This window comes from Paenalcaligenes hermetiae (assembly GCF_039543645.1).
Classification (GTDB): domain Bacteria; phylum Pseudomonadota; class Gammaproteobacteria; order Burkholderiales; family Burkholderiaceae_B; genus Paenalcaligenes; species Paenalcaligenes hermetiae.
In genome coordinates, this window is the sequence record NZ_BAABKD010000002.1 from 306,859 (window position 1) to 333,849 (window position 26,991).

Below are 26,991 nucleotides of genomic sequence, written 5' to 3' on the forward strand. Positions count from 1 at the left end.
CCTTAGGGGCGTTTACTGTAATGAAAATCACTATTATTGCCGTTGGTCAACGCATGCCTGACTGGGTTACCACCGCATGGCAAGACTATAGTCAACGTCTTCCCGCGGATTACGCCCTAGAGCTCAAAGAAATCAAACCGGAACCACGTACGACGGGTAAAACCGTCGAGCAAATGATGGCTGCCGAAGCCAAGCGTATTGAGCAAGCCATTCCAACTCATGCCCACGTCGTCGCCTTAGATGAACGCGGTCGAGCCCTTACCACTATGCAGTTAGCAGAGCAGCTCCAACGCTGGCGCGATCAAAGTCAAGATATTGCAATTATTATTGGGGGGCCAGATGGCCTCGATGCCAACCTTAAACAACGCTGTGCTCAAAAAATTCGCTTATCGGATTTAACCTTGCCGCACCCCATGGTGCGTGTTTTGCTGGCTGAGCAGCTCTATCGTGCTTGGTCGATTAACCATCATCACCCCTATCACCGGAACTAACTCCATGGCAAAAAGACGCACTAAAATTGTTGCTACCCTTGGTCCTGCTAGTGATCATGAACAAGCCATTGAAAAACTCATTCTTGCAGGCTTAGATGTTGCCCGTCTCAATTTTTCCCACGGAAGTGCAGATAGCCACCGTGAAAAAGCTGAGCTCGTACGAAAAATTGCCGCTAAGCACGGTCGCTTCGTGGCCATTATGGGGGATTTACAAGGCCCTAAAATCCGTATTGCACGTTTTGCCGACCAAAGCGTACAGCTAAAAGCTGGGCAATCCTTCACTTTATCGACCACGCATCCGATCGATGCCGGGACCAACACTATAGTAGCGGTCGAATACCCACCCCTTATCCAAGCTTGCCATCCTGGAGACGAGCTACTCTTAGATGATGGCAAGATCGTGCTGCAAGTCGAGCAGGTCGATGAGCATCAGGTGCAAACACGAGTGATCAACGGGGGCGAGCTCTCTAACAACAAAGGCATCAATCGTCGTGGCGGTGGCATCGCCGCACCGAGTCTTACGCCCAAAGACCGAGAAGATATCCAGCTTGCTGCCGAATTAGCACTCGATTATGTCGCGGTGTCTTTCCCTCGCTATGGCACCGACATGCAGCAAGCTCGATCACTTCTACAAGCGGCTGGCTCCGATGCTTGGTTAATTGCAAAAATCGAGCGTGCCGAAGCTGTTGCTGATGATGAAGCGCTTGATGATATTATTTCAGCTAGCGACGGCGTCATGGTAGCGCGCGGTGATTTAGGTGTAGAAATCGGCGATGCAAGATTAGTAGGCATTCAAAAACGGATTATCCAACATGCGCGTCGTTTAAATAAAATTGTGATAACCGCAACACAAATGATGGAGTCCATGACCCATAGTCCCGTACCAACGCGCGCAGAGGTCTCTGACGTGGCAAATGCGGTATTAGACTATACGGATGCCGTGATGCTATCGGGCGAAAGCGCCACCGGCCAATATCCAGTAGAGGCTATTACCGCCATGGCGCGCATTTGTGTTGGCGCTGAGGCCGAGCCTACCAGCGGTATCTCTAAACACCGACTAGGGGAACATTTTGCTCGTTGTGACGACACCATTGCGCTTTCTGCTATGTATGCAGCTAACCACTACCCTGGTATCAAAGCCATTATCAGCTTAAGCGAAAGCGGCCGCACCCCCCTGATCATGTCACGCATCAAATCCTCTGTACCCATTTTTTGTTTTACACGCCATGCTAGCACCCAGCGCCGTGCGGCCTTATTTCGGGGGGTATATAGTGTAGCGTTTGATGCCAGCCAATATAACGATGCCGATATTGCCCCGGCAGCCATGCAAGAACTCTGCAAACAAGGGGCAGTACAACCCGGAGACTGGGTCATCCTAACCAAAGGCCAACTGGATACAGCCGGTGGCACAAATAGCCTACATATACTTCAAGTACCATCATGTTGATACAACAGCCTATTTATTTAGCTTCGGCAAGCCCGCGTCGGCATGAGCTACTTAAGCAAATCGATATCACTCACGAAGTCTTAATCGTGCCCGCTCCCGCTGGCGAGGATGAGCCCATTCATGCAAATGAATCTGCCATTGACTATGTACAGCGCACGGCGTATGAAAAGCTTGAGCATGCCAAACAATGGCATGCTCAGCAACCACAACTCTATCCCTGGCCCATTCTTTGCGCTGATACAACGGTCGAACTACAGGGGCAGATTCTGGCTAAGCCCAAAAACCTGCAAGAGGCGAAAGCGTTTCTCCAATTATTATCTGGGCAAGAACACCATGTCCACACGGCCATGTGCTTAAGCGTAGGGGAAAATCACTATAAAGCGCTCTCGACCAGCACCATTCGTTTTAAACCTCTAAGCCCAGCGGAAATAGACATATATTGTCAGAGCCAAGAGCCTCTGGGCAAAGCGGGTGCTTACGGCATCCAAGGTATGGCCGCCGCCTTTGTCACCCATTTAACAGGTAGTTACAGCGGCGTCATGGGTTTAGACTTGCACCAAACCTATCAATTGCTATTAAACGCAGGCCTAAAATAAGCCCCCCATTTGCATCGCAATAATCAAATACGCTAGCTCTTCGGCTGTAATCGGCTTTTGATTTAACAGTAGCTGATTGCTCTGTGCATCAAACTGTAAAGCAAAACGCAATGCATCCCCATCGTATTCAACTAGGTCCACCTCTTGCAGTTGTTCGGCAGAACGTGCTATGAGCATATCTGCTAAGCTACTCAAAATCGACTCCTCGGCAAAATACCCCTGAATCATGGAGCGAGATGTTTGCAACTGCATCTGCAACGAATCAACATAATGCGCAAGATCGATCCCTGAGCTCACATCCTCGTCCAGTGCGGTTGGAGCTAAATGCATGCGTAAAACCAGCTCACTGGTACCAGCTGGATTACTGAGTGTTAATTGATTTAGGTTTACCTCGGGCCGATGGGCTAAGAGCTTTTGTGCATAGGGCCGTATCGCCTCTTCGTCCATTTGCTCTAAATCAGGGTGCTGGCTTAGGGCATTTAATACCTGATAATCCAAACGCTTCACATCCACAGCCAACACGACTTGCCCTAAGTCATGGTCATCAATATAAATCTGCCCCAAGTCGTACTGCACAGCACTATCCAAGAGCTCATTATGCAATGCATAATCTGAAATCATTTGCAGATTATCCACCACCACCTGTGTACTCTGTCCCCAATCCATACGTAGCTGTGTGCTTTGAATACGAGCAGAAGCCTGCTGAGCAGAAGAAAAGCCACTTAAATTGCTTTCCAGCGTCGTTCCCAACAGCTGTATTTGTGTTTTATCTTCACCCTCTAACCAGCTAAGACTGGGCAAATCAGCCTGAACCTGTAACTGTTCTTTTTGGGACTGATACTGGATTTGTGCTTGGGCCGCGGTGGCTGTCAATTTATTCCCCGCCGCATCACTATAGTCCAAAGCCGCAAAATCCAACTGGCTCTGCGTTGCACCATCTAGCCCAATTACAGTTTTTGCCACCAAAGGTGCTTGATTTTGTGCAGCCTCAAACCACATCTGTACCGTATCCGTCGGCAATAAAGTGAGCTCACTATAGGCTAACATGGGGCGCCAATGCCCATGCCCCAATGCAGTCAAGGGCAAAGGTCCATGCCGCAAATGGTCTTGGAATAAAATTTGATGCTTATGCTCTGCATCCTGCACAACCAATTCATAATTAATTTTGGCGCTAAACCAGTGGCGATCATAACTCACTACCCGCAGCTTGGCTTGGCTTTCCTCTAAGTTCACGGCTAAATGTGTTGCCACAGCAGCGTTTAACTGCTCTATCTGATGAGAAATTTCAGCCTCTGCTTTTTTCCCTAAATACCATGCTGACCCAGCATATACTGCGGCGAGCAGCGCCACCCCAGCTACGATCTTATGCGTTGCTTTCATTGTTTTCCTTGAAGTGTTTGAATAATATGCGACACATCGGCATGCGCCAGACCTTGTTTGGCAGCCAGCTGATAAAGCTGATATACCGTGTGACTCACCGGCATTGCTGTCTGCTGCAGAGTAGCTAAATCGGTAATCGCTGTTAAATCTTTTAGCATTGTTTGCACTGTAGCTGTCGCCTCGCTCGGTAGATTATGCATACGCTCTACAAAAATAGGCAAGAGCGTCGAATCAGCCCACCCTCCGGCCAGCGCAGTTGCTAGCTGCTTGCTATCAATATGTGCTTCTTGGGCTAAGCATACTGCTTCGGCAATCGCTGCAATGGTGGCCGTAACAATAGTTTGATTGCATAGTTTTGTCACCTGCCCTGCCCCCACTGCACCCATATGGGTAATACGCGCCGCATAGGCCTGCAAGTAAGGCCGTACCTGTTGTAACGCTGATGCTTCCCCACCGACCATCACCGCCAAAGTTCCGGCTTCCGCCCCCGCCGTTCCACCTGAAACAGGGGCATCTAGCCATATCCACCCTTGAGGCAAGCGCGCGGCCAGCTGTTTAGTTTGTTGTGGGGAAACCGTAGCATGATCCACGATAATTTTGTTTGCACTCGTGACTGACGCTAACCCTTGCTCACCATACATAACCGTCTCAATAGCGGCAGCATCAAATAAGCACATTAAAATAATATCGGATTGCGCAGCTAACTGCGCAGGAGTCGTTGCTAGCTGTGCACCTTGTTTAATTAAATCATGGGCTTTTTCTGAACTACGATTCCATACAGTGAGCGTATGACCTGCTTGCAAAAGCCGCTGACACATAGGCAACCCCATACGGCCCAAGCCTACAAAACCTACTCGCATCTTTGTCTCCATAAAAAAGCGCGCTATGAGCGCGCGCTTTCATGGCCCCTTTTAAACTGAAGGGACATTTTGAGTTTTTCTTGATAGTTCTCGCGGCAAAGGAAAAGCAATGCTTTCTTCTACACCATCAAGATTACGTACCGATACCGCACCCAGGGCTTTAATACGCCCAATAACCTGCTGCACTAGCTCCTCTGGTGCCGAAGCACCTGCCGTAATGCCCACACGCGGACGGTTTTCTAGCCACTCGGGCTGAATCATCTCCGGATCGTCCAGCAGATAAGCGGGAGTCCCCATGCGTTCGGCAACCTCGCGCAAGCGATTCGAGTTTGAACTATTAACACTTCCTACGACCAGCACCACGTCTGCCTGTGGCGCCATAAATTTCACTGCATCTTGTCGGTTCTGTGTGGCATAGCAAATGTCGCTCTTTTTGGGCTCAACAATATTAGGAAAACGCTGACGTAAAGCATTGGCAACTTCAGCCGCATCATCAACCGATAGCGTGGTCTGCGTCACAAAAGCCAAATTATCTGGATCTGAGACCTGTAAATTGTGCACGTCCTCTACGGTTTCCACTAAAAACATGCCCTCGGTCGCCTGCCCTAATGTGCCTTCTACCTCAGGGTGACCTTTATGACCGATCATAATGATCTCTCGACCATCTGCTCGCATCTTTGAGACCTCGCGGTGGACTTTGGTCACCAAAGGACAGGTAGCATCAAATACGGTTAGGCCACGACGTGCGGCTTCCTCTCGGACCGCTAGCGATACCCCGTGAGCTGAAAATACCACAATGGCTCCTGCTGGTGCCTCGTCAAGCTCTTTAATAAAAATCGCCCCTTTATTGCGCAAATTTTCAACAACATAGCGATTATGTACAATTTCGTGACGTACATAAATTGGCTTGCCATGTAGTTCTAAAGCACGCTCTACAATATCAATAGCTCTATCTACACCAGCACAAAAGCCACGGGGCTGGGCCAGCATAATTTCCATATTTTCTAATGATTCAATCTGAGGCTTCATAGTATTCCTAAAATCTGTACGTCCAAACGAATTTGAGCGCCGGCTAAGGGATGATTAAAATCAAATAGGGCTTCGTGCTCACCCCACTGTTTTAGCACACCAGCGTAACGTATTCCGGTTGGAGCTAAAAACTCCACCATATCCCCGGGCTGATAATTCGATTCGGGATCTGTTAAGTCTTCTAACATGCTTTTGCTTACCCACTGCACTAAAGCAGGATTGCGCTCGCCATACGCTTGCTCTGGCTCTAAAACACAGCCAAATGTCTCACCCTCTTTTTTACCTAATAGGGCCTGCTCCAAACCTGGCGCCCACTGCCCGACCCCCATCTGTAAGGTGGCGGGCTTGCCGTCAAAGGTATTCGCAAAGATTGTTCCACCGGCCGGCCCCGAGAAAATCTGAATGCAATAGTGCAAAGTTAAGTAAGAATCCGCATGGACAATTGGCGGTACTTCATGGTTATTCGCGCTCAAGGTCTGTCACCCTAATAAGTCATTAAATCCTAATTTCATTGGCTTATTTTAATGCTTACTATGACTTATAACAGTAAATCCCTAAATGATGTGCGGCCTCGTGAACGTTTATTGCAGTCCGGTCCTCAGGCGCTAAGCGATGCTGAGTTATTAGCCATCATTTTACGCACTGGCACTCCTCAATTGTCAGTATTGGCTTTAGCACAACAGCTTTTAGAGCAACTTGGTGGTTTACGCGGACTTTTAGCAGCAGAAACCCAATCCCTTTTACAACAAAAGGGCATAGGCGTCGCTAAAGCCTGCGAATTACAAGCAATAGGTGAAATCAATCGACGCGCTCTTCAGCAAAGTCTAAAACAAGGGCCTGTCATGAACCAACCTAGCTTGGTTAAAGATTATTGCATCGCTCGCCTAGGACACCTAACGATAGAGCACTGCATCGCCTTGTACCTAGACAATCAACTTCACCTGATTACCAGTGAAGAGGTTTCAAGAGGCACATTATCTCAAGCCTCCGTGTACCCAAGGGAAATTGTGAAATCGGCCCTCAAGCACCATGCTGCTGCGCTTATCTTGGCACATAATCATCCCTCTGGCGTACGCACAGCGAGTGCCGCTGATATTGCTCTTACTCAGCACTTACAAAAAGCACTCTCTTTAGTCGATATTCGGCTCATCGACCACCTGATTGTTACAGCTGGCCACGCCGCCTCTCTAGCAGAGCAGGGTGTACTCTAAGCCATTCGCTTTTCCACAACAAAACCCTTGACCGCCTTTAATTACGTACAAATAGGCTTTGCAAAATCCTTTCTAAATGATAAAATCTTTGGTTTTACAGGATACGTGGCAGATTGTTGTTATTCCATCTGTTGGCGGTCCGCTTTAAACAACAGGATAACATCATGAAAGTAGGCATCCATCCCGAATACCGCGAAGTGGTGTTCTTGGACCAGCAAACTGGTAACACATTTATCACACGTTCTACCGTTAACACTCGCGAAACTATCGAGCTCGACGGTAAAACTTACCCTCTTTTCAAATGTGACGTAACCGCTGAATCCCACCCCTTCTACACGGGCGCACAAACTCGCATCGTCGAAACAGGTCGTGTTGAAAAATTCCGCGCACGTTTCGCTCGTACTGCAGGTACACGCCAAAAAGCGTAATTGCTCCATCCAAAAAAGCAGCTGAACTCAGCTGCTTTTTTTATGCCCACCCCATTTCGCTATTCAACCCAATATGCTTTAAGATATGGCTCTTGTGTTAGCTTTATTATCATGTTGTGTTGAATACTACTCCTACCTCTACCCCCGCTCGCCTTACCACCCCTGCTGCCAGCAAGTTGCCGCGCGCGCTACTATGGGTTGTAGGCTTAATATATATTCTAGCTGGCTTATTTTTCCGTGACCCTTGGAAAAGTGATGATGTTATTGGCTTAGCAGCCATGCTCTCTGCCCTACAGCAACCCAGCTGGCAAGCCATCATCACGCCTCAAATCGGCGAACTTGCCTACGCCGAAGGCGGACCACTACATATTTGGCTAGGAGCCCTAAGTATCTATTTACTTAGCCCCTTTTTTCAATGGTTTAGCTCAGAACTAGACGCTAACATCTTGGCATCACGCCTGCCCAATTTACTCTATTTTTTAATACTCATCACCACCTTATGGCAAGGTGTCTTTAGACTAGCTAAACAAAAAGCCGCACAGCCTTTACCTTTGCCATTTGGTGGTGAGCCCTCTCCCATTGATTATGGGCGCATGATCGCCGATGCCGCGCTTCTTCTGTGCGTGGCCACCATTGGTATTCTTTGGCGCCTGCATGAAACCTCTGCCGTACCATTAAGTCTAGCGCTCTACTCCAGTGCGCTATATGCGCTTAGCTTATACAGCAAACGCCCACGCACGGCCACTATTCTTCTCACCCTAGCCCTAGCCGGCACCTTGCTCAATCAGGGTTTAGGGGCTGCTTTTAGCTTAGGTTTTGGCATTATTCTCGCCTTCGTTCTATGTGTAAGCTTACGACCTTATGCCAAACAGCTCCTCTGGGTTATCTTCGGGACAGCACTACTCTGTAGTTTATGGATATTACCTGCCCAGCAGTCTAACTATTGGTGGCAACAATGGTGGCTCTGGCATCAGGCTCAGCTCCATTGGCCAGATCCCTCTTCTATCTTACGCTCTGGGCGTGATTTGCTCTGGTTCTTATGGCCAACTTGGCCGCTTGCCTTAATCGCTGTATGGCAGTGGCGTGCGTGGTTACGCTTTGCGCATATTGCTATCCCTCTGAGCTTAGCTATTGGGCCTTTATGCTATTTACTCTTTGCGCAACAAGCGTTTGAACCCGAGTATACTTGGCTAGTCATCCCAAGCGCCACGCTTGCCGCGTTTTCTTTACCTACTTTACGTCGGGGGGCGATCAATAGTTTTGACTGGTTTGCAGTCATGTGTTTCTCATTAATTACTGCCACGATCTGGTTAGGTTGGATTGCTTTACATACAGGTTGGCCCCCAAAAATAGCCCACAGCATTGCGCGCCAAACCCAAGGGTTTGACACCAGCATCGCTTGGCCCGCACTTGTGGTCGCTATCATCGGCAGCTTGGCTTGGCTAATGCTAGTGCTTTGGCGCTTACGCACCCATCCCCCAGCCCTTTGGCGAGGTACGGTACTTTCAGCTGGCGGCCTAATTACGGCTTGGCTGTTGCTTGTAACGCTTTGGATGCCCGCACTGGATTATGCGCGTAGCTACCGCCACGTTTCCCACCAGCTTGCTCAACAAATCCATGCCTTAACGCCCAACAGCTGTGTGCGCACCGTCAATCTAGGCTTAGGTCAGCGCGCCTCTTTTTATGTGTTTGATGCGCTTAACTTCAGTTTTAACTCAAAGTGCCGTTATATTTTGCAGCAAACCTCACCAAAGCTAAGCGCTAGCGAGCAAGACATCTTCCCATTCCCTACCACCGAAATCTGGCGCGGCCGTCGTGGTGGGGATCGTAATGAAATGTTCCGGCTCCTTGATACACAAGCTTTTTAGCGCGAACCATAGATATAAGCCCTACGCCATGGGTAGCTCTGGTCTTGAGGATAGTCCAACTCATCGGAGCGCCCCCCTTGGCTAGGTTGGGCCAATACCTGATGCAAAGAAATCCAACCATGCTCAAAGCCCATCGCACATCCGGCCAAGTACACCCGATACGCTCGCAATGAGCGCTGCCCCTGCTCACCTTCTAAAACCCGTTTGGCCTCATCTAAATTTTGCTCTAACGCATCACTCCATGCCCACAGTGTGCGAGCATAATGTGGGCGCAAATTTTCTATATCTAACGCTTCTAGCCCCCCTTCAGCCAAATGGCGCAAGACATGGCTAATATGGGTCAGCTCACCGCCCGGAAAAATATATTTTTCGATGAACTCGCCCATACCCGCTCCGAGCTGGGTATGATCCACGCCCCCCGAGGTAATACCATGGTTCATAACTAAACCACCTGGGCGTAATAAACCACGAATACGAGCAAAATAATCTGTGAGTTGAGCTCGCCCTACATGCTCAAACATTCCAACAGAAGCCATTTTGTCAAAAGGCTGATTCGTGGGGAGCCGACGATAATCCAAAAGCTCCATACGTACACGTCCGCTTAAGCCTTTTTGCTCTATCAGCTGATTCACATAAGCATGCTGATTGCGTGACAAGGTGATACCGGTAGCTTGTACCCCATAATGCTCTGCTGCCCACAACAACAACCCGCCCCAACCGGCCCCCATATCTAAAAAACGCTCACCCGGCTGCAAATTTAACTTACGACAAATCAGATCCAGCTTAGCTTCTTGCGCTTGCGCTAATGAAAAATCCGGCTCCGCATAATAAGCGCATGAATACACACGTAAAGGATCTAACCACAACGCATAAAAATCATCAGATAAATCATAATGAAATTCAATTTGCTTTGCATCACGCTCAATAGAGTGACGCCACACTGATCGCAAGCGGTGGATCAGTTGTGTAAACGCTCCCGCTTTTGCCTGATTAATCGGCGTATCAGGTAAAATCGCCGCCGCAGCCTGCATTAAATCACGCATCGAACCAGAGAAATCGAAATCCCCAGCCACATAATCCTCTCCAAGTAAGCCTACCTGACCTGCTGCCAAATGCGCCAGAGCCCCCGTGGTTTTAGCATGTACAGTTAGCCTTGGATCCGAATGGCCAACTTTAGAACCATCAGGTAACACCAACAAAGTTGGAATAGGTAAACGATCGATCACGGACTGGATCGCTGCATTAACGCTCATTTTTCTACCTCCATGATGTTGTATAAAATGGGGTTCCATGGCCGTACACACTGTCAGGAATCCCCGTATTGATTCATACTGCGTGCTACTATGTCGAACTCTTACTGGTTGCTTATACTGTCTCTATTATGCCTGACACCTCCTCTCGCCACCTTACACGTCAATTCCCAGCCTGGCTGGTGCTCATGGGCTTATTGACCGCTCTTGCCCCTTTGGCTATTGATATGTATTTACCTGCATTCCCGGCTATTGCCAGTGACTTACACACCACAGAAGGGAATGTGGAACGTACATTAGCCAGTTATTTACTAGGCATGGCATTAGCCCAGCTTTTTTATGGCCCGATTGCAGATCGCTTTGGGCGTAAGCTCCCACTGATTTTTGGACTTACTCTTTTTAGCATTGCCTCCTTTGCGGTGTCTTTTAGTCATGATATTGAGCATCTCATGTGGTGGCGTATCGCTCAAGCTTTTGGAGGAGCTGCCGGTGCTGTTATTCCTCGTGCTGTCATTCGGGATCAACTTGATACACGTAATGCCGCTAAAGCGCTTTCACTCATCATGTTAATTATGGGCGCCACCCCCATCCTAGCACCCATTATTGGTGGCCAAATCTTGGTTGTTGCACATTGGCGGGTCATTTTTTACGTTATTACACTCTGCGGCGTTTTACTCTTGCTAAGCACAGCCTTTTTTATGCGCGAGACCTTAGCCCCAGAAAACGTTAACCCGTTGCGTGTAAGCACCATTGCTCATAACTACAAAGCATTATTTTTACATCGTGGCTTTTTCTTTTACTCTTTAGCTGCCGCTTTTGGTTCTGCTGGTATGTTTGCCTACATCAGTGGCTCCCCTCGTACATTTATTAGTGTTTTTGAAGTTCCTACCCACTGGTTTGGCTTTTTATTTGGGCTCAATGCATTTTGCTTGATATTATCCTCCCAAATTGGCGCCCGTTTACTTAACCGCTTTACCCCCCAACAACTGCTATCTGTCGCTCAAAACCTACAGCTTGCTATTGTATTAACTGGGTTAATGTTTACGCTTTTCGGTATAATCAATGTCTATGGCGTCATGGCGATGCTCATGGGTTTTATGGCCTGCCAAGGCTTTATTAACCCCAATGCTGCCGCCCTTGCCTTATCCGAACAGGGTCACCGTCTTGGGGTGGCCTCTGCCCTAATGGGTACACTTCAAATGCTTTGTGGTGCTCTCGCTGGTCTTAGCGTCAGTCTATGGCAAGACCTCTCTGCTATACCGCTTGTTGCTGTCCTTGCGGGCTGCGTCAGTATTTCGTGGTTTTCTGGTCGCAGAGCACTACAACAATCAAGCTAGTACTTGATTTACGCTGGTTTTCTATATTAGAATACTTTGTTTTATGAACTACTATAGCCTAAATAGTGAATGGCTTAATTTCATTATTTAGTGTTGTGCTTTAATGCGCCCGTAGTAACCCATTTTACTGCAAGCGCGGAAGCCGATTTAGACTCTAAAGGGGTATAACCATGGCACGCGTATGCCGAGTTACCGGAAAACGCCCAATGGTGGGCAACAATGTTTCTCACGCAAACAACAAAACCAAACGTCGTTTTTTGCCTAATCTACAATCTCGTCGTTTCTGGGTAGAAAGCGAAAACCGCTGGGTACGTCTACGTGTATCCACCCAGGCTTTGCGTCTCATCGACAAAAATGGCATTGATGCTGTTTTAGCCGATATGCGCGCTCGCGGCGAACGCGTTTAATCGCTCGCTTATTTCTCACAGCTACTTAAAAGGATTTACATCATGGCTAAAGGTATACGCGAGAAAATTAAACTCGAATCTTCCGCTGGTACTGGTCACTTCTACACCACGACTAAAAACAAGCGCAATACGCCCGAAAAAATGGTCATCAAAAAATTTGACCCTGTGGCACGCAAACACGTCGAGTACAAAGAAACTCGTTTACGTTAATCACTATTCACTTTAGTGTACTAACGCCATAAAGCCCTGCTCACGCAGGGCTTTTTTGTGGTCAGGAATTTGTTCCTACCTACTGGCGCAACTTTTTTTGCCCCGTATAATGTAAGGGTTATTCTTTATTCATTCCTTATTTGGTCTCTCATATCTCATGCAGGAAAGTTATCATCCACACGAAGTCGAACGTGCTGCCCAACAAAACTGGCAGGAACGTGATGCCTACCGCGTAGTAGAAAACGCTACCAATCCGGACGGCAGCCTAAAACCCAAGTTTTACGCATGTTCTATGCTCCCCTATCCTAGCGGCAAGCTGCATATGGGTCACGTGCGTAACTACACCATTAACGACGTCATGGCACGTCAACTACGACTGCGTGGCTATAACGTTCTGATGCCCATGGGATGGGATGCTTTTGGCATGCCCGCAGAGAACGCGGCAATCAAATCACAGGTTCCCCCAGCAAAATGGACTTACGACAACATCGCCTACATGAAAAAACAAATGAATGCGATGGGGTTGGCTATCGACTGGTCGCGCGAAATGTGTGCCTGCGACCCAGACTACTACAAATGGAACCAGTGGCTATTTTTAAAAATGCTCGAGGCGGGGATTGCCTATCGTAAAACCCAAGTCGTTAACTGGGATCCTGTCGATCAAACCGTGCTGGCCAACGAACAGGTGATCGATGGACGCGGCTGGCGCTCTGGTGCTTTGGTCGAAAAACGCGAGATCCCTGGCTATTACTTAGCCATCACCAAATACGCCGACGAGCTTCTGGAGCATACGCAACAGCTCGACGGCTGGCCTGAGCGTGTGCGTACCATGCAAGAAAACTGGATTGGCAAAAGCTTTGGGGTACGCTTTGCTTTTACACACACCATTCGCGACGACGCTGGTCAACTTATCCAAGACGGTCGCATGTATGTGTTCACCACCCGCGCTGACACCATCATGGGGGTTACCTTCTGCGCTGTCGCGCCCGAGCACCCAATCGCAACCCAAGCGGCTCAATCCAACCCTGAACTGGCTGCTTTCATTGAAAAATGCAAACTTGGCGGTCAAAGCGAAGCCGATATTGCTACTCGTGACAAAGAGGGGATGCCCACCGGCTTATTTGTCACCCACCCCATCACCCAACAAGCAATTCCTGTTTGGGTCGGTAACTATGTACTCATGAGCTATGGCGATGGCGCTGTAATGGGTGTGCCTGCTCATGATGAGCGTGACTTTGCCTTTGCACTCAAATACCAGCTTCCTATACAGCAAGTCATTCAAGTCGGTGACCAGGTTTTCTCTGACACCAAATGGCAAGACTGGTATGCCGATAAAGACAACGGTGTAACCGTTAACTCCGGTGACTACTCTGGGCTAAGCAGCACAGAGGCCATCGACCGTATCGCCGACTACCTTAAGCAACAAGGCTTAGGCGAGAAAAAAACCACTTACCGCTTACGCGACTGGGGCATTTCCCGTCAACGCTACTGGGGTACACCTATCCCCATTATTCACTGCGAGGACTGCGGCCCTGTACCCGTTCCAGAAAAAGACCTACCTGTAGTCTTGCCTGAACACTTAATCCCAGATGGTAGCGGCAACCCACTTAATAAAGACGAAGACTTCTTGCGATGCCAGTGCCCCTCTTGCGGCAAAGACGCTCGCCGAGAAACCGACACCATGGATACTTTTGTCGATTCATCCTGGTATTTTATGCGTTATGCCTCCTCTAATAACAACGAGGCCATGGTCGATGCGCGTAACGAGTACTGGATGCCTATGGATCAGTACATTGGTGGGATTGAGCACGCGGTCTTACACCTGCTCTATGCTCGATTCTGGACCAAAGTCATGCGTGATCTTGGGTTAGTAAAGTTTGATGAGCCTTTTACCCGCTTACTTACTCAAGGTATGGTTCTAAACCATATTTATACTCGTCGTACACCTCAAGGGGGTATTGAATACTTTGGTCCAGATCAAGTCGACAACATCTATGACGACAAGGGCAACATTATTGGCGCACGCCTAAAATCGGACGGCTCCGAAGTCAATTACGATGGCATCGGCACCATGTCCAAGTCAAAAAATAACGGTGTAGACCCCCAACATCTTATTGACGAGATGGGGGCCGATACCGCTCGATTGTTTATCATGTTTGCTAGCCCACCAGAGCAAACCCTAGAGTGGGCTGAGTCAGGCATTGATGGTGCAAATCGCTATTTACGCCGCTTATGGAATTTTGCTTATAAACACCAAGAGGCACTAAAGCAAGGCGCTGGCCAAGCCATACCCGCCGATCTAGATACTAAAGCCAAAGACCTACGCCGTGAAATTCACGCTATCCTAAAACAAGCGGATTACGACTACCAGCGTATTCAGTACAATACCGTTGTATCTGGGGCCATGAAAATGCTCAACACCCTAGATCATGCCCAGCTTGAAGCCAACGCCGCCCATCATGCGACATTAGCGGAGTGCTTTTCAATCCTATTACGCGTACTGTACCCTGTAGTACCTCACATTACGTGGAAACTCTGGACCGATCTTGGCTATCATGAGCACTTTGGCGACTTGCTTGATGCGCCATGGCCAGAGGTCGACGAAGCTGCTTTGGTGGCCGATGAAATCACGCTGACCCTACAGGTCAACGGCAAACTACGTGGCAGCCTGACCGTTCCCGCAGATGCCGACAAAACGGCCATTGAGCAAGCTGCGGTCGCTCATGAAGCCGCTCAGCGCTACCTCGAAGGCAAAGCGCCTAAACGTATTATTGTGGTTCCAGGCCGCCTCGTTAACATTGTTGTAGGGTAGTCCATTATGAACGCCAACTCGACTTCTATCTCAGCTTTCGCACGCTTCGCACTTGTCTTGTTGGCGCTCAGCCTGCTGGTCAGCGCCTGTGGCTTCAAACTCAAACAAGCCCAAGCGCTGCCATTTCACTCTCTCTACACCAATATCGCGGAAAACTCGGCTTTTGGCGCGCAATTACGGCGTATGGTGTCAGCTAATTCACCACAACTACGCTGGACTAACAGTCCAGAACAGGCCTCTGCCCAGCTTCTGGCAATCAATCAAAATCGCTATCAACGAGAGCTTTCCTTAGATCCTAACGGAAATGTGGAAAATTACGAGCTCCTCTTATCCATCGAGTTCACTCTTATCGATCAAAACGGGCATGAGCTAATATCACCCACTACACTCACAGCGATTCGAGAAATTCCTAATAATCCTAACGCCGTTCATGCCACTCGCATGGAAATTCAAAGCGTTTTTCAACATATGGAATTATCATTAGTAGAACAAATGATGCGACGCTTGAGTGCTGACGAAGTCAAACATGCTTATATGCGTAGCCAGCAACAGGACTCCTTACCCTTGTTACCAGACGCTAACCCGCCCGCCTCAGCAACCTCTTTTGATTAAGCGACTATGTCTCGTGGCTCTGCGCTTCAACCTCTCAAACCCATTTATGTAGTAAGTGGTGACGAGATACTTCTTCATATTGAGCAGTGTGATGCCATTCGGGCTGCTGCTCAACAACAAGGCTACACCGAACGCCATCGCTATGTCATGGATGCGCGCAGCGACTGGGCTACCATTTTTGAAAATACTCAAGCACTCTCTTTATTTGGTGATAAACGCTTTATCGATATTAGCCTTGCTACAGGCAAACCCGGTCGTACTGGTGCTGAAGCCATCGGACGCCTTTGCGAACAATCCCAAAGCGATGACCAAGTCCTTTTGTTTCAGCTCCCACGTCTAGACCGAGCTACTCGTAATAGCAAATGGGTTAAGCAACTACAACAATACGCGCAATGGATTGAGGTGCCCTCCATCCATAAAAACCAACTACCGCAATGGCTCCAGCAACGCGCACAACAGCAAAAGCAATCTTTACATAAAGATGCACTGTATTGGCTCGCCGACCAAGTGGAAGGCAATTTACTCGCCGCCCACCAAGAGCTCAAAAAAATGGAGCTCCTCTACCCTAGTGGTGAGCTCAGTCTCGAACAAGTACAGGCTGCCGTTTTAAACGTAGCTCGATATAATATCTTTGACCTGCGTGATGCCATGCTCGCAGGCCATGCAAAAAGAGCGCTCACCATTTTGCATGGTTTACGTGGCGAAGGCGAGGCCTTGCCCTTGATTTTATGGGCAATTGGTGACGAGATCCGCCTCCTTGCGGCTTTGGCCGCCTTACAACAAAGCGGGGCTAACCCCCAATCCTTTTTTAAACAAAATCGGATTTTTGGACAACGTGAGCAACAGCTGCGACAATGCGTACAACGCCTGCCCGCCTCTATTTGGCCAGCGGCGGTACGGCATGCTCACGATTTGGATCGACTTATTAAAGGTGTCCCTGCTCCCGGTCAAATTCAAGACCCCTGGGAAGAAGCCGCGCGCCTATGTTTACGTATTGCTCTGGCCGCTTAAACGCGCTACGGCGATTTTATTCGACTGATTTACTGGTGTACTGCTATGACAGAACAAAACCTTGACGCTTTGGCCCAAGATATGCTGCGTATTGGCCAACAGGCACGCACCGCAGCCAAAACCATCCGTAATGCCTCGGATGCACAAAAATCAAAAGCCTTACTTGCTATGGCTGATTTAATCGAGGCGAATCGATCTCAACTACAAGCAGAGAATGCCAAAGATATCGAAGCCGCCGAAAAAAATGGTTTAGAGACCGCTCTTGTAGATAGGCTAAAACTGTCGGATCACGCTCTAAATACCATGGCAACGGGCTTACGCCAAATCGCCGCCATGCCTGATCCCGTTGGTTCCCTAGGCCCCACTATCAAACGTCCTAATGGCATGGATGTCGCTCAAATGCGGGTGCCTTTAGGGGTGATTGGTATTATTTATGAATCCCGCCCAAACGTGACGATTGACGCCGCTGCGCTCTGTCTAAAGTCTGGAAATGCCACCATTCTTCGCGGTGGTAGCGAGGCCTTTCATTCTAATCAAGCACTCGGGGCAATTATTCGTCAAGGCCTTATTGCAGCGGGGTTACCAGAGCATACTGTACAAGTCATCGGCACAACCGATCGCGGTGCCGTAGGCCACTTAATTACAATGACCGACTATGTGGATGTGATTGTGCCGCGCGGGGGCAAAGGCCTTATTGCACGCTTAAGCGCAGAAGCCAAAGTACCCCTCATCAAGCACCTCGATGGTAACTGCCATCTTTACATTGATAAAGATGCGCATGTAGAAAAAGCACAGCGTATTGCGATCAATGCCAAAACCTATCGCTACGGTATTTGCGGCACCATGGAAACGCTCTTGGTACATAGCGAAATTGCACCAGCCGTATTGCCAGATTTAGCCCAAGCCCTTCAAGATAAAGGGGTAGAGCTACGCGGCTGTGAAAAAACACAAGCGCTGGTTAGCGGCATTCTGCCTGCAACCGAAGCAGATTGGGAAACGGAATACTTGGCTCCCATCTTAGCTATACGCATTGTGAGCTCCATCGATCAGGCCATGGATCACATCGCTCAGTACAGTTCCGAACACACGGAATCCATTGTGACCGAAAACCTAGAGGCTGCACGTCGCTTTCAACGCGAGGTCGACTCCAGCTCCGTTTATGTCAACCTACCCACTTGCTTTGCTGATGGTTTTGAATACGGTTTAGGCGCAGAAATCGGCATCTCTACCAACCGTTTGCATGCACGCGGCCCCGTCGGCCTTGAGGGGCTCACCACCCAAAAATGGGTGCTTACAGGTAATGGTCAACTACGTGGACAAAACTAATGGCATTTTTGTGGCTTAAAGCTCTACATATTCTACTCGTGACCGCTTGGTTTGCGGGGCTGTTCTACTTGCCCCGCATCTATGTCAATATGGCACAACCACAGGATACGGCCACGATGCACGTGCTAACTGGTATGGCGCACCGCCTTTACCGTTTTATGCTGCCTTTAGCCATATTGACTATTCTCACTGGTTTTGGGCTGTATTTGTATTTTGGTATAGGTAAAGGCATGGGCTGGATCCATGCCAAAATCACACTTGTTGCTGGGCTTGCTCTTTATCACTGGTACTGTGGCCGCCTATTACAACGTTTTAAAGCAGGGGAAAATCAGCGCTCTCATGTGTATTACCGTTGGTTTAACGAAATCCCCGTGCTTATGCTCTTTCTTGTCCTCATCCTTGTGGTTCTTAAACCTTTTTAATCCCTATGACTTCCACCCCAAAAAAAACGCTCACGCTGAAAAAAAAACCACAGTCTAGTAATGAAGACCGGCGTGTGCGTTCCGGTGCTCGCGCACGGCAAGCACAGCAAATGCAGCGTTTACGCCAAGAAGACACCCCCACTACACCAGCCGCCCCTGCAGCCCAAACACCTCAGCGCTCTGCCCGAATTACCAAGCGGGCAAAGCCTCCTACCGGCTACGCACCAACGCGGCCAGCGCCTCCAGCGCCCCGCAAGCCCGTTCCAGTCCAAGGCCCTGAAATCCAAGCCCGCTTTAGTGCTGAGCGCCACGGACGTTTTCCTGTGTTTGCCCCCTGTCCGCAGGGCCTAGAGGAAGCCTTAGCGGTAGAGCTGCAAGCATTAGGCTTTGATCAAGTCAGCCAAGGACGAGCCGGCTGCCATTTCGTTGCTGACTGGCAGGATGTGTTACGCGCTAACCTCTATTCCCGACTGGCAACGCGTATTTTAGTGCAAATGAGCTATGCCAAAATTCAAAATGAAGATGAGCTTTACGAGCTTGCCTACCAAACGCCTTGGGAAAACTGGTTTGGACCACAACACACTTTACGTGTTGATACCTCGGCCATACGTAGCCCCTTTCAAAGCCTACAATTTGCCAACCTACGAGTAAAAGACGCGATTTGTGATCGCTTACGTGACCGCGAAGGAGCGCGTCCGGATATCGACACAGTCCGTCCCGATGCCAAAGTCCATGCGTTCTTAAACGAAGACTCAGCCACTTTATACATTGATAGCAGTGGCGAATCCTTATTTAAACGTGGCTGGCGTCACCATAAAGGGGACGCTCCTTTGCGCGAAAACCTAGCGGCAGGTTTACTCGCTTTATCAGACTGGGACCCCAACGCCCCCCTGATTGATCCATTTTGCGGTAGCGGTACTATTCTTATCGAAGCCGCTTGGATTGCGCTTGGTGCGCCCCCCGGCATTTGGCGGCCCTTTCATTTTGAGCGCTTGCGCGACCACGATGCTAAAGCTTGGCAAGACCTGAAAGCCGAAGCACGCGCGAATATTGCTGCTGAAATCGAAATCCCATTAGTTGGCTGTGATATTAACCCTGCCGCCATCGAAGCAGCTCAAGCCAACTTGGCACGCGCTCATTTACACCCCAACACCATCCGTTTTGAAACAGGCAATGCCTTAGCGATCCAACCCGTAGCGGCTCAAGGATGGATCGTTACCAACCCCCCCTATGGGGAACGCTTGGATGAAACCGATACCGAATTCTGGGAACAATGGGCGACCCACTTAAAACGGAATTTTGCCGGCTGGAGCGTCAATCTCATTACCAGTGATCTCGATATTCCATCTAAGCTACGCTTAAAACCCAATCGACGTTATCCACTGTATAACGGGCCACTAGACTGCCGTTTATTTACCTTCCAAATGGTGCCCGCCAGTAACCGATAAGCCACACTCACATTGAAATCACTAGGGTTAACCCTTATAATAGGGTTAACCCTAACTTCATTTGTGTAAAAATCATGTTTTATCAGCAAACGCAGGATCTACCTTTATCCGACGACCTTGAACGTCGCTTAATTCAACAGGCTTTAGAACAACAAAATCGTCTTCGTCCTCTACAAAGCCTAAAACGTCTCCTGCAACGTTTATTCGCTTAACACCTCTCCGTTTTAGGCTTCAGCGCCTAGGTTCTGCCGTCTCCTGTACCTAAAACATAGTGACTTCGATTATAATTCCCACTATGTCTGCTGAAGCCTCTTTCTCTTTACCTACCCCATCCCGCTGGCGTCGCTTTTCGTGCATGATGTACGAGGGCGTTTTGCTTTTTGGCCTCATTTTTGGGGTATTACTGGTTTTTGACTACCTAACTCAAAGCCGTCACGCCTTACATTTGCGTGCCGCAAGGCAAGTCATTTTATTTATGGCCATCGGCCTGTATTTTCTATTGGCATGGCGACGCACAGGCCAAACCTTGCCCATGAAAACATGGCATTTACGTTTACAAATGCCTGATGGCACCAAGCCAAGCTGGTTCCAAGCGCTCTATCGTTATGTGCTTATGTGGATCCTGCCACTGCTTTTCGCTTTGGCAGTCAAAATTATGGCGGCTTATACCGGTTACTATTCCACCAATCTTCTTATCGTCTTTGCCCCGTTCACTATTTTTATTTGGACATGGTTCGATAAAGACCAGCAATTTTTACATGATCGTATCGCGGGCACTCGAATTGTAGATATTCGTCCCCATCTACAACCATAACCCGCATTTTTCTTTCAAAACTATGACAGATCAATTAAATAAATACGTATTTGCTGATCAGCTAACACGTGCGCAAACGGTTGAGCTCAGTACAGCTTGGCAAACCGGATTAGCCCATCAAAATTACCCTGACAGTGTACGCAATCTCTTAGGTGAGCTTGCGGCAGCAGCGGTTTTGTTAGCTGGCAACCTAAAACTTGATGGTTCGCTGGTCTTACAAGCCCAAGGCGATGGCCCTATCGCTCTGATGGTGGTCGAGTGCACATCCGACTTTCATATCCGCGCCACTGTCAGCTTACGCGAAGGGGTAGCTATTCCTGAAAACGGAAATCTACAAAATTTACTCAATACCTACGATAACGGTCGCTTTATGGTGGTGTTAGAACCAAAACCTCACACTGACCTAAAACCTTATCAGGGTATCGTGCCACTGCATGGAGATAATTTTGCCGAAGTGCTGGAAAACTATATGCAGCACTCCGAACAACTAGATACACGCATTTTTCTCGCTGCCGACGGCACCAAAGCCAACGGCTTATTACTACAGCGCTTACCTGGCACAGGTGGCCATATCGAAGGCACCGAAGCGCCCGAGGAACCCAGTTGGGATCGCGCTAAGCAGCTTGTCGCTACCGTTAAAAATGATGAGCTTTTACAGCTACCCGCTCACGAACTCATCCATCGCCTCTTTTGGCAAGAAGATCTACTCAAACTGGACCCCATACCCGTACAGTGGCATTGCCCCTGTACACGTGAACGCGTCGCCGATATGTTACGCATGTTAGGCACTGCCGAAATTGAACAAATTCTTAGCGAACAAGAGCATATCGAAGTCTCTTGTCATTTTTGTGGCAAACCTTACCAATTTGATCCTGTGGATTGTGCGCGATTATTTATTGCCCAAAGCGACCAACCAGAAACCAAAAACACGCTGCATTAATTAAAAATCCCGCCTATATGGCGGGATATTTCTACGTATTCTCCACAGATTGTCTATGCCTTAGCGACTTGTCATACTGCATGTATCGACAACCATTTTATATCGCTTGCTATGCAATCTGGCGCTACACTTATTGAAAGCACAGCTACTTTATTACTATTATGCTTTCTTGCTATAGCCGGTCTAGAAAGCGCTCACTGGCTGCTTTTACGGCAATATCTTAATACAGCTCTTTTAGATACTGGGCGCTCATTAGCCACATTAGCGGCTCACCCCCAGCATATTACCCCCCTTTTTAAACACCACTTACAGCAACATCCTGCTTGGGCTTTTTCTCCTTCTGAGCACTGGGAGATTTACACTTATACTCTTGCTCCAACCCCAGCGTCTTTCAACTATCAAGCATTACAATATCAACAGGGTAATACACGTATTTTTGATCAAAACACATTAGTATTACGTCTTACCTATGGGCATCGCCCCCTTAGCCCAGTCCTTAGACACTTTGTTCGCCTTGCCTTAGCTCACTCTTCAAGCAATCAAAGTTATTATCAACAGGGGCTCATCCCTATTCAAACCGAGATCCGCATCGCGATGCAATCCGATACAACCCAAGCCACAGCATCGGCACAAGTATCAAACTCAACATCGCAGACTACAACCCCTCACACTGTACCTTTACCATCTATGCCCACCTACAGCAGCCCATCATCCTTAGGATCTTGGCTGCCGCCTAGCAACGAGCAAACCGCTCCCTCTTGGCAGTGTCATGGGAGCTTTTGTTGCGAGGCACCCCCCTAGGGTGTATTCGGCGACATGATTTGCACAAAAATCTCGCCTTGCTTAATCATTCCCTGCTCAAAACGTGCCAATTCCTCTACCGCTTGTGTTCCCTCTCGTAGATCGTGCACTTCTGCCGCCATCGCATTATTACGAGCTAAAGCAGCCTCGTTGAGCTCTTGCTGCACTTGTATTTTTTCTTGTAATTCTTTAATTCTATCTACGCCATTATTCCCGAACCACAGCTCGTAATTAAAAAAAGCCAATAGCGCAACTAAGAAAATAAAAATAAAACGCATAACAAAAATAATAAAGGGTTTGGCTGAATACCAAACCCTTTAACCTCGTGGAGCGTTAACGCAAGTTATAAAAAGCATCACGTCCAGGATAGGACGCCACACCGGTTAGCTCTTCTTCAATGCGCAAAAGCTGGTTGTATTTAGCCATGCGATCCGAGCGCGATAACGAACCGGTTTTAATCTGCATGGCATTCGTAGCTACCGCAATATCGGCAATCGTAGCGTCTTCTGTTTCCCCAGAACGATGAGAAATCACAGCGGTATAACCATAGCGCTTAGCCAGCTCAATGGCAGCAAAGGTTTCTGTCAACGTGCCAATCTGATTAATCTTAATCAAAATGGAGTTAGCAATACCACGATCAATCCCTTCACGTAGGATTTTGGTGTTGGTCACAAATAAATCATCACCGACTAGCTGTACTTTTTTTCCTAAGCGATCAGTAAGAATTTTCCAGCCTTCCCAGTCGTCTTCGGCCATGCCGTCTTCAATAGAAACGATGGGGTATTTGTCACACCAGCTTTCAAGCAAATCAACCAGCTGGGAAGCGTTTAAACTAATGCCACCCTCTCCAGCTAAATGGTATAAACCATCACGATAAAACTCGGAACTTGCGCAGTCTAAAGCCAAGGCAATTTGTGTACCTGCCTCGTAACCGGCTTTATCAATAGCTTGTAGAATTAGCTGAATAGCGGCTTCATGATTTTCCACGTTTGGCGCAAAACCACCCTCATCACCTACCGCTGTGGACATGCCCTGAGCATGAATTAAGTCTTTTAACGCGTGAAAGACCTCTGCCCCCATGCGCAAGGCTTCACGGAAGCTTTTAGCGCCAATAGGCATGATCATGAACTCTTGTAAATCAAGGGTATTATTGGCATGCGCCCCACCGTTGATCACGTTCATCATCGGCACAGGCATTTGCATGGCGCCACTACCACCAAAATAGCGATACAGCGATAGACCTGAATCATCTGCTGCTGCACGCGCTACAGCCATACTGGCGGCCAACATGGCGTTTGCACCCAAACGACTTTTATCTTCGGTGCCATCTAAATCGATCAAGGTCTGATCAATGAAATGCTGCTCTTGGGCATCTAAACCAATTAAGGCTTCAGCAATTTCTGTATTAATATTTTCTACAGCACGCAGCACCCCTTTGCCTAAGTAACGGGATTTGTCCCCATCACGTAGTTCTAAGGCCTCACGCATGCCAGTGGAAGCACCTGAAGGTACCGAGGCACGCCCCATCGCACCTGACTCTAATAGCACATCACATTCAACGGTAGGGTTACCACGCGAGTCAAGAATCTCACGACCAATAATATCTACAATAGCACTCATGAAATGTAGTCCTTGCTATGGAAGCAATAACGCTAATCAATAATAGAAATAAAGGGCTAAAACCTTTTTTCTGCAATAAAAAATCGCCCCTATTGTACAACCTATGTCCAATAATAGGTGGCTTAATCCAATACGCCTGGGGCTTTTACCACCTGATCAATGGCTTTAAGATGGCTTAATAAAGCATGCATACGCTGTAAGGGAACAGCATTCGGCCCATCAGATAAGGCTTGTGCTGGGTTCGGATGGGTTTCCATAAAAACCCCTGCTACACCAGCAGCCACTGCGGCTCGAGCCAACACCGGCACGAACTCACTCTGCCCCCCCGACCGATCCCCCTGTCCTCCCGGCAACTGTACAGAATGCGTCGCATCAAACACAACGGGGCAGCCGGTTTCCCGCATAATAGCCAGTGAACGCATGTCCGACACTAGGTTGTTATAACCAAAAGAAGCCCCACGCTCACAAACCATAATGGTATCCCCGTCTCCGCCCGCATCAAGCGCAGCGGCTCGGGCTTTATCCACCACATTTTTCATATCCTGAGGCGCTAAAAACTGCCCTTTTTTGATATTGACAGGTTTTAGGGTTGCAGCACAAGCCTGAATAAAGTCCGTTTGACGACATAAAAACGCAGGAGTTTGCAATACATCCACCACCGCCGCTACATCATCCACCTGCTCTTTTTCATGGACATCAGTTAGCACTGGCACCCCAAAATGTTCCCGCACATCGACTAAAATCTGCAGACCTTCGAGTATGCCAGGACCGCGGTACGAGGCGACGGAGCTACGGTTGGCTTTATCAAAAGAACTTTTATAAATAAAAGGGATGCCAAGCTCATCGGTGATTTCTTTTAAATACCCCGCCGTGTCAAAAGCCATCTGACGCGATTCAATCACACAAGGGCCAGCTATTAAGAAAAAGGGTTGGTCGATCCCAACCTGAAAACCACATAACTCCATTGGCATTCTCACAAAAACATGCACCGCCAAAGCGGTGCATTTTATTTATTTAGACTGTGCTTTGTGGGCTAAAGCCGCTTGTATATAGCTAATAAATAAAGGGTGCCCATCACGCGGTGTGGAAGTGAACTCTGGATGAAACTGCACCCCCATAAACCATGGGTGCTTAGCCTCGGGCAGCTCCATGATTTCGGGTAGGCTTTCGGTAGGAGTCCGAGCACTAATCACTAAGCCGGATTCTTCGAGGCGCGGCACATATACATTGTTGACCTCAAAACGATGGCGATGACGTTCATTAACGCACGGGCCATAGATCTCATAAGCACGAGTACCCTCTTTAACAGGGCATTCTTGAGCCCCTTTGCGCATTGTGCCACCTAAATCCTCATCACCCGAACGATGCTCAACACGACCTTCGCGATCTTTCCATTCGGTGATTAAGGCCACAACTGGATGAGCCGCAGATGGATCAAACTCGGTACTGTTTGCGCCGCCTAAACCCGCCACGTGACGTGCAAACTCTACTACTGCTAGTTGCATCCCTAAACAAATGCCCAAATAAGGGATTTTGTTTTCACGTGCATAACGGATTGCTTGAATCTTGCCCTCGGTACCACGCTTACCAAAGCCCCCGGGCACCAAAATAGCATCAAATCCATCCAATGCGCCTGTCCCCGACTTTTCGATATCTTCCGAATCGATATATTCAATTTGTACGTCTGTACGCGTATGAATACCTGCGTGTGTCAGTGCTTCGGATAAAGATTTGTACGACTCCGTTAACTCGACGTATTTACCTACCATGGCAATACGTACTGCATGCTCTGGGTTTTTCAGCGCATGAACCAAATTATCCCACATCGTCAAATCAGCAGGAGGTGGCGACAAGGACAACGCGTCACAAACTAAATTGTCTAGCCCCTGACTGTGTAACATGGCAGGGATCTCATAAATCGTTTCAGCGTCTTTAACCGAAATGACCGCATCCAGCGGTACATTAGAAAATAAAGAGATCTTAGCGCGCTCCTCATCAGGAATTTCACGATCTGCCCGACACAATAACGCATCTGGGTATAAACCGATTTCACGCAGCTTCTGTACCGAATGCTGAGTGGGCTTGGTTTTTAGTTCCCCTGCAGAAGGAATAAACGGCACCAAGGTCAAATGCACCAAAGCGGTATTATTACGCCCTAAACGCAAGCTCATTTGACGAATTGCCTCTAGAAAGGGCAAGGATTCGATATCCCCTACCGTACCACCGATCTCCACAATCGCCACATCGGCTTCGCCGTTGTAAGCTGCTTTAGCGCCACGCGCAATAAAGTCTTGGATTTCGTTTGTAATGTGAGGAATGACTTGGACGGTTTTACCTTGGTAATCCCCGCGTCGCTCTTTGCGTAATACCGATTCGTAAATTTGGCCTGTAGTAAAGTTATTAACTTTACGCATGCGCGTTGAAATAAAACGCTCATAGTGCCCTAAGTCTAAATCCGTTTCTGCTCCGTCTTCGGTAACAAAAACCTCACCGTGTTGAAATGGGCTCATGGTACCTGGATCAACGTTGATGTAGGGATCAAGCTTGAGCATGGTCACACGTAATCCGCGTGACTCAAGGATGGCAGCTAAAGAGGCCGCTGCAATACCTTTACCTAGGGAGGATACAACACCTCCGGTGACAAATACGTATTTGGTGGTCATTGTGAATA

28 protein-coding genes are annotated in these 26,991 nt (G+C 48.5%); 19 read left to right on the plus strand and 9 right to left on the minus strand.

Translation table 11 applies throughout. The annotated features are described in order from the left end of the window. Positions 1-20 precede the first annotated feature (20 nt). Genes rlmH through ABD980_RS03105 form a run of 3 tightly spaced genes read left to right on the plus strand, consistent with a single transcriptional unit; the run spans position 21 to position 2,534 of the window. Positions 21-491, plus strand: coding sequence for a 23S rRNA (pseudouridine(1915)-N(3))-methyltransferase RlmH (rlmH, locus tag ABD980_RS03095; RefSeq protein ID WP_345369657.1), 471 nt, complete (start codon positions 21-23; stop codon positions 489-491). Positions 492-495: 4 nt separating this feature from the next. Beyond that, positions 496-1,938: a pyruvate kinase gene (pyk, locus tag ABD980_RS03100; protein WP_345369515.1), complete on the plus strand. Its 1,443-nt coding sequence runs from the start codon at positions 496-498 to the stop codon at positions 1,936-1,938. Continuing rightward, positions 1,932-2,534, plus strand: a complete 603-nt coding sequence (locus tag ABD980_RS03105; protein WP_345369517.1) for a Maf family protein — start codon at positions 1,932-1,934, stop codon at positions 2,532-2,534. The genes pyk and ABD980_RS03105 overlap by 7 nt, the downstream gene beginning before the upstream one ends. Here ABD980_RS03105 and ABD980_RS03110 read toward each other — a convergent pair. The 4 genes from ABD980_RS03110 to ABD980_RS03125 are packed head-to-tail and all read right to left on the minus strand — an operon-like array spanning position 2,526 to position 6,276. After that, positions 2,526-3,914, minus strand: coding sequence for a YdgA family protein (locus tag ABD980_RS03110; RefSeq protein ID WP_345369519.1), 1,389 nt, complete (start codon positions 3,912-3,914; stop codon positions 2,526-2,528). The two genes, ABD980_RS03105 and ABD980_RS03110, sit on opposite strands and share 9 nt — an antisense overlap. Beyond that, a complete protein-coding gene (locus ABD980_RS03115; protein ID WP_345369521.1) occupies positions 3,911-4,774 on the minus strand; it encodes an NAD(P)-dependent oxidoreductase in 864 nt (287 codons plus the stop codon). The genes ABD980_RS03110 and ABD980_RS03115 overlap by 4 nt, the downstream gene beginning before the upstream one ends. Before the next feature lie 51 nt (positions 4,775-4,825). Continuing rightward, positions 4,826-5,803 carry a 4-hydroxy-3-methylbut-2-enyl diphosphate reductase gene (gene ispH / locus ABD980_RS03120; protein WP_345369523.1) on the minus strand — a complete coding sequence of 326 codons (978 nt, stop codon included), beginning with the start codon at positions 5,801-5,803 and terminating at the stop codon, positions 4,826-4,828. Then, complete coding sequence (locus ABD980_RS03125; RefSeq protein WP_260650893.1) at positions 5,800-6,276, minus strand: FKBP-type peptidyl-prolyl cis-trans isomerase; 477 nt, start codon at positions 6,274-6,276, stop codon at positions 5,800-5,802. Before ABD980_RS03125 ends, ispH begins: the two co-directional genes overlap by 4 nt. Positions 6,277-6,336: 60 nt before the next feature. Between ABD980_RS03125 and radC the strand changes: the two genes are divergently transcribed. The 3 genes from radC to ABD980_RS03140 all read left to right on the plus strand — a co-directional run bounded on the left by radC (position 6,337) and on the right by ABD980_RS03140 (position 9,310). Beyond that, positions 6,337-7,014: a RadC family protein gene (gene radC, locus ABD980_RS03130; protein ID WP_300647252.1), complete on the plus strand. Its 678-nt coding sequence runs from the start codon at positions 6,337-6,339 to the stop codon at positions 7,012-7,014. Positions 7,015-7,178: 164 nt separating this feature from the next. Next, positions 7,179-7,442, plus strand: coding sequence for a type B 50S ribosomal protein L31 (locus tag ABD980_RS03135; protein ID WP_260650891.1), 264 nt, complete (start codon positions 7,179-7,181; stop codon positions 7,440-7,442). A gap of 119 nt (positions 7,443-7,561) precedes the next feature. Next, positions 7,562-9,310, plus strand: coding sequence for an ArnT family glycosyltransferase (locus ABD980_RS03140; protein WP_377536178.1), 1,749 nt, complete (start codon positions 7,562-7,564; stop codon positions 9,308-9,310). Here ABD980_RS03140 and ABD980_RS03145 read toward each other — a convergent pair. Beyond that, complete coding sequence (locus ABD980_RS03145) at positions 9,307-10,563, minus strand: class I SAM-dependent methyltransferase (RefSeq protein ID WP_345369529.1); 1,257 nt, start codon at positions 10,561-10,563, stop codon at positions 9,307-9,309. The two genes, ABD980_RS03140 and ABD980_RS03145, sit on opposite strands and share 4 nt — an antisense overlap. 128 nt (positions 10,564-10,691) lie before the next feature. On the opposite strand from ABD980_RS03145, the gene ABD980_RS03150 reads away from it, so the two are divergent. The 13 genes from ABD980_RS03150 (at position 10,692) to ABD980_RS03210 (ending at position 22,700) form a co-directional block, all read left to right on the plus strand. Then, the gene (locus ABD980_RS03150) at positions 10,692-11,897 is read left to right on the plus strand and encodes a Bcr/CflA family multidrug efflux MFS transporter (RefSeq protein ID WP_345369659.1); all 1,206 of its coding nucleotides are present in this window, start codon (positions 10,692-10,694) and stop codon (positions 11,895-11,897) included. A 170-nt stretch (positions 11,898-12,067) separates the two neighbouring features. Then, positions 12,068-12,304, plus strand: a complete 237-nt coding sequence (gene rpmB, locus ABD980_RS03155) for a 50S ribosomal protein L28 (protein ID WP_300647256.1) — start codon at positions 12,068-12,070, stop codon at positions 12,302-12,304. Positions 12,305-12,346: 42 nt separating this feature from the next. Then, positions 12,347-12,514, plus strand: a complete 168-nt coding sequence (gene rpmG, locus ABD980_RS03160; RefSeq protein WP_077733623.1) for a 50S ribosomal protein L33 — start codon at positions 12,347-12,349, stop codon at positions 12,512-12,514. 157 nt (positions 12,515-12,671) lie between these two features. After that, positions 12,672-15,326, plus strand: coding sequence for a leucine--tRNA ligase (gene leuS, locus ABD980_RS03165; RefSeq protein WP_345369535.1), 2,655 nt, complete (start codon positions 12,672-12,674; stop codon positions 15,324-15,326). A 6-nt stretch (positions 15,327-15,332) separates the two neighbouring features. Continuing rightward, a complete protein-coding gene (locus ABD980_RS03170) occupies positions 15,333-15,938 on the plus strand; it encodes an LPS-assembly lipoprotein LptE (RefSeq protein ID WP_300647260.1) in 606 nt (201 codons plus the stop codon). Between the two features lie 6 nt (positions 15,939-15,944). Next, positions 15,945-16,949 carry a DNA polymerase III subunit delta gene (gene holA, locus ABD980_RS03175; RefSeq protein WP_300647261.1) on the plus strand — a complete coding sequence of 335 codons (1,005 nt, stop codon included), beginning with the start codon at positions 15,945-15,947 and terminating at the stop codon, positions 16,947-16,949. Positions 16,950-16,994: 45 nt separating this feature from the next. Further along, positions 16,995-18,275, plus strand: coding sequence for a glutamate-5-semialdehyde dehydrogenase (locus ABD980_RS03180; protein WP_300647262.1), 1,281 nt, complete (start codon positions 16,995-16,997; stop codon positions 18,273-18,275). Beyond that, positions 18,275-18,697 (plus strand): HemJ family protein, encoded by a 423-nt coding sequence (locus ABD980_RS03185; RefSeq protein ID WP_260650883.1) that lies wholly within the window; start codon positions 18,275-18,277, stop codon positions 18,695-18,697. Before ABD980_RS03180 ends, ABD980_RS03185 begins: the two co-directional genes overlap by 1 nt. Before the next feature lie 5 nt (positions 18,698-18,702). Next, a complete protein-coding gene (locus ABD980_RS03190) occupies positions 18,703-20,145 on the plus strand; it encodes a THUMP domain-containing class I SAM-dependent RNA methyltransferase (protein WP_345369542.1) in 1,443 nt (480 codons plus the stop codon). Positions 20,146-20,219: 74 nt separating this feature from the next. Beyond that, complete coding sequence (locus ABD980_RS03195) at positions 20,220-20,357, plus strand: hypothetical protein (protein WP_260650881.1); 138 nt, start codon at positions 20,220-20,222, stop codon at positions 20,355-20,357. Between the two features lie 83 nt (positions 20,358-20,440). After that, positions 20,441-20,959, plus strand: coding sequence for an RDD family protein (locus ABD980_RS03200; protein ID WP_345369544.1), 519 nt, complete (start codon positions 20,441-20,443; stop codon positions 20,957-20,959). 22 nt (positions 20,960-20,981) lie between these two features. Continuing rightward, positions 20,982-21,899, plus strand: a complete 918-nt coding sequence (gene hslO / locus ABD980_RS03205; protein ID WP_345369546.1) for an Hsp33 family molecular chaperone HslO — start codon at positions 20,982-20,984, stop codon at positions 21,897-21,899. 111 nt (positions 21,900-22,010) lie between these two features. After that, positions 22,011-22,700: a TadE/TadG family type IV pilus assembly protein gene (locus ABD980_RS03210; protein WP_300647540.1), complete on the plus strand. Its 690-nt coding sequence runs from the start codon at positions 22,011-22,013 to the stop codon at positions 22,698-22,700. On the opposite strand, the gene ftsB is transcribed toward ABD980_RS03210, so the two are convergent. From ftsB to pyrG, 4 genes are all read right to left on the minus strand, one after another. Further along, positions 22,697-22,978, minus strand: coding sequence for a cell division protein FtsB (gene ftsB / locus ABD980_RS03215; RefSeq protein ID WP_260650875.1), 282 nt, complete (start codon positions 22,976-22,978; stop codon positions 22,697-22,699). The genes ABD980_RS03210 and ftsB overlap by 4 nt on opposite strands. Before the next feature lie 55 nt (positions 22,979-23,033). Next, positions 23,034-24,320 (minus strand): phosphopyruvate hydratase, encoded by a 1,287-nt coding sequence (gene eno, locus ABD980_RS03220; protein ID WP_260650874.1) that lies wholly within the window; start codon positions 24,318-24,320, stop codon positions 23,034-23,036. Positions 24,321-24,442: 122 nt separating this feature from the next. Next, positions 24,443-25,285, minus strand: a complete 843-nt coding sequence (gene kdsA, locus ABD980_RS03225) for a 3-deoxy-8-phosphooctulonate synthase (protein ID WP_345369661.1) — start codon at positions 25,283-25,285, stop codon at positions 24,443-24,445. Positions 25,286-25,330: 45 nt separating this feature from the next. After that, a complete protein-coding gene (gene pyrG / locus ABD980_RS03230; protein WP_300647541.1) occupies positions 25,331-26,983 on the minus strand; it encodes a CTP synthase in 1,653 nt (550 codons plus the stop codon). Positions 26,984-26,991 lie beyond the last annotated feature (8 nt).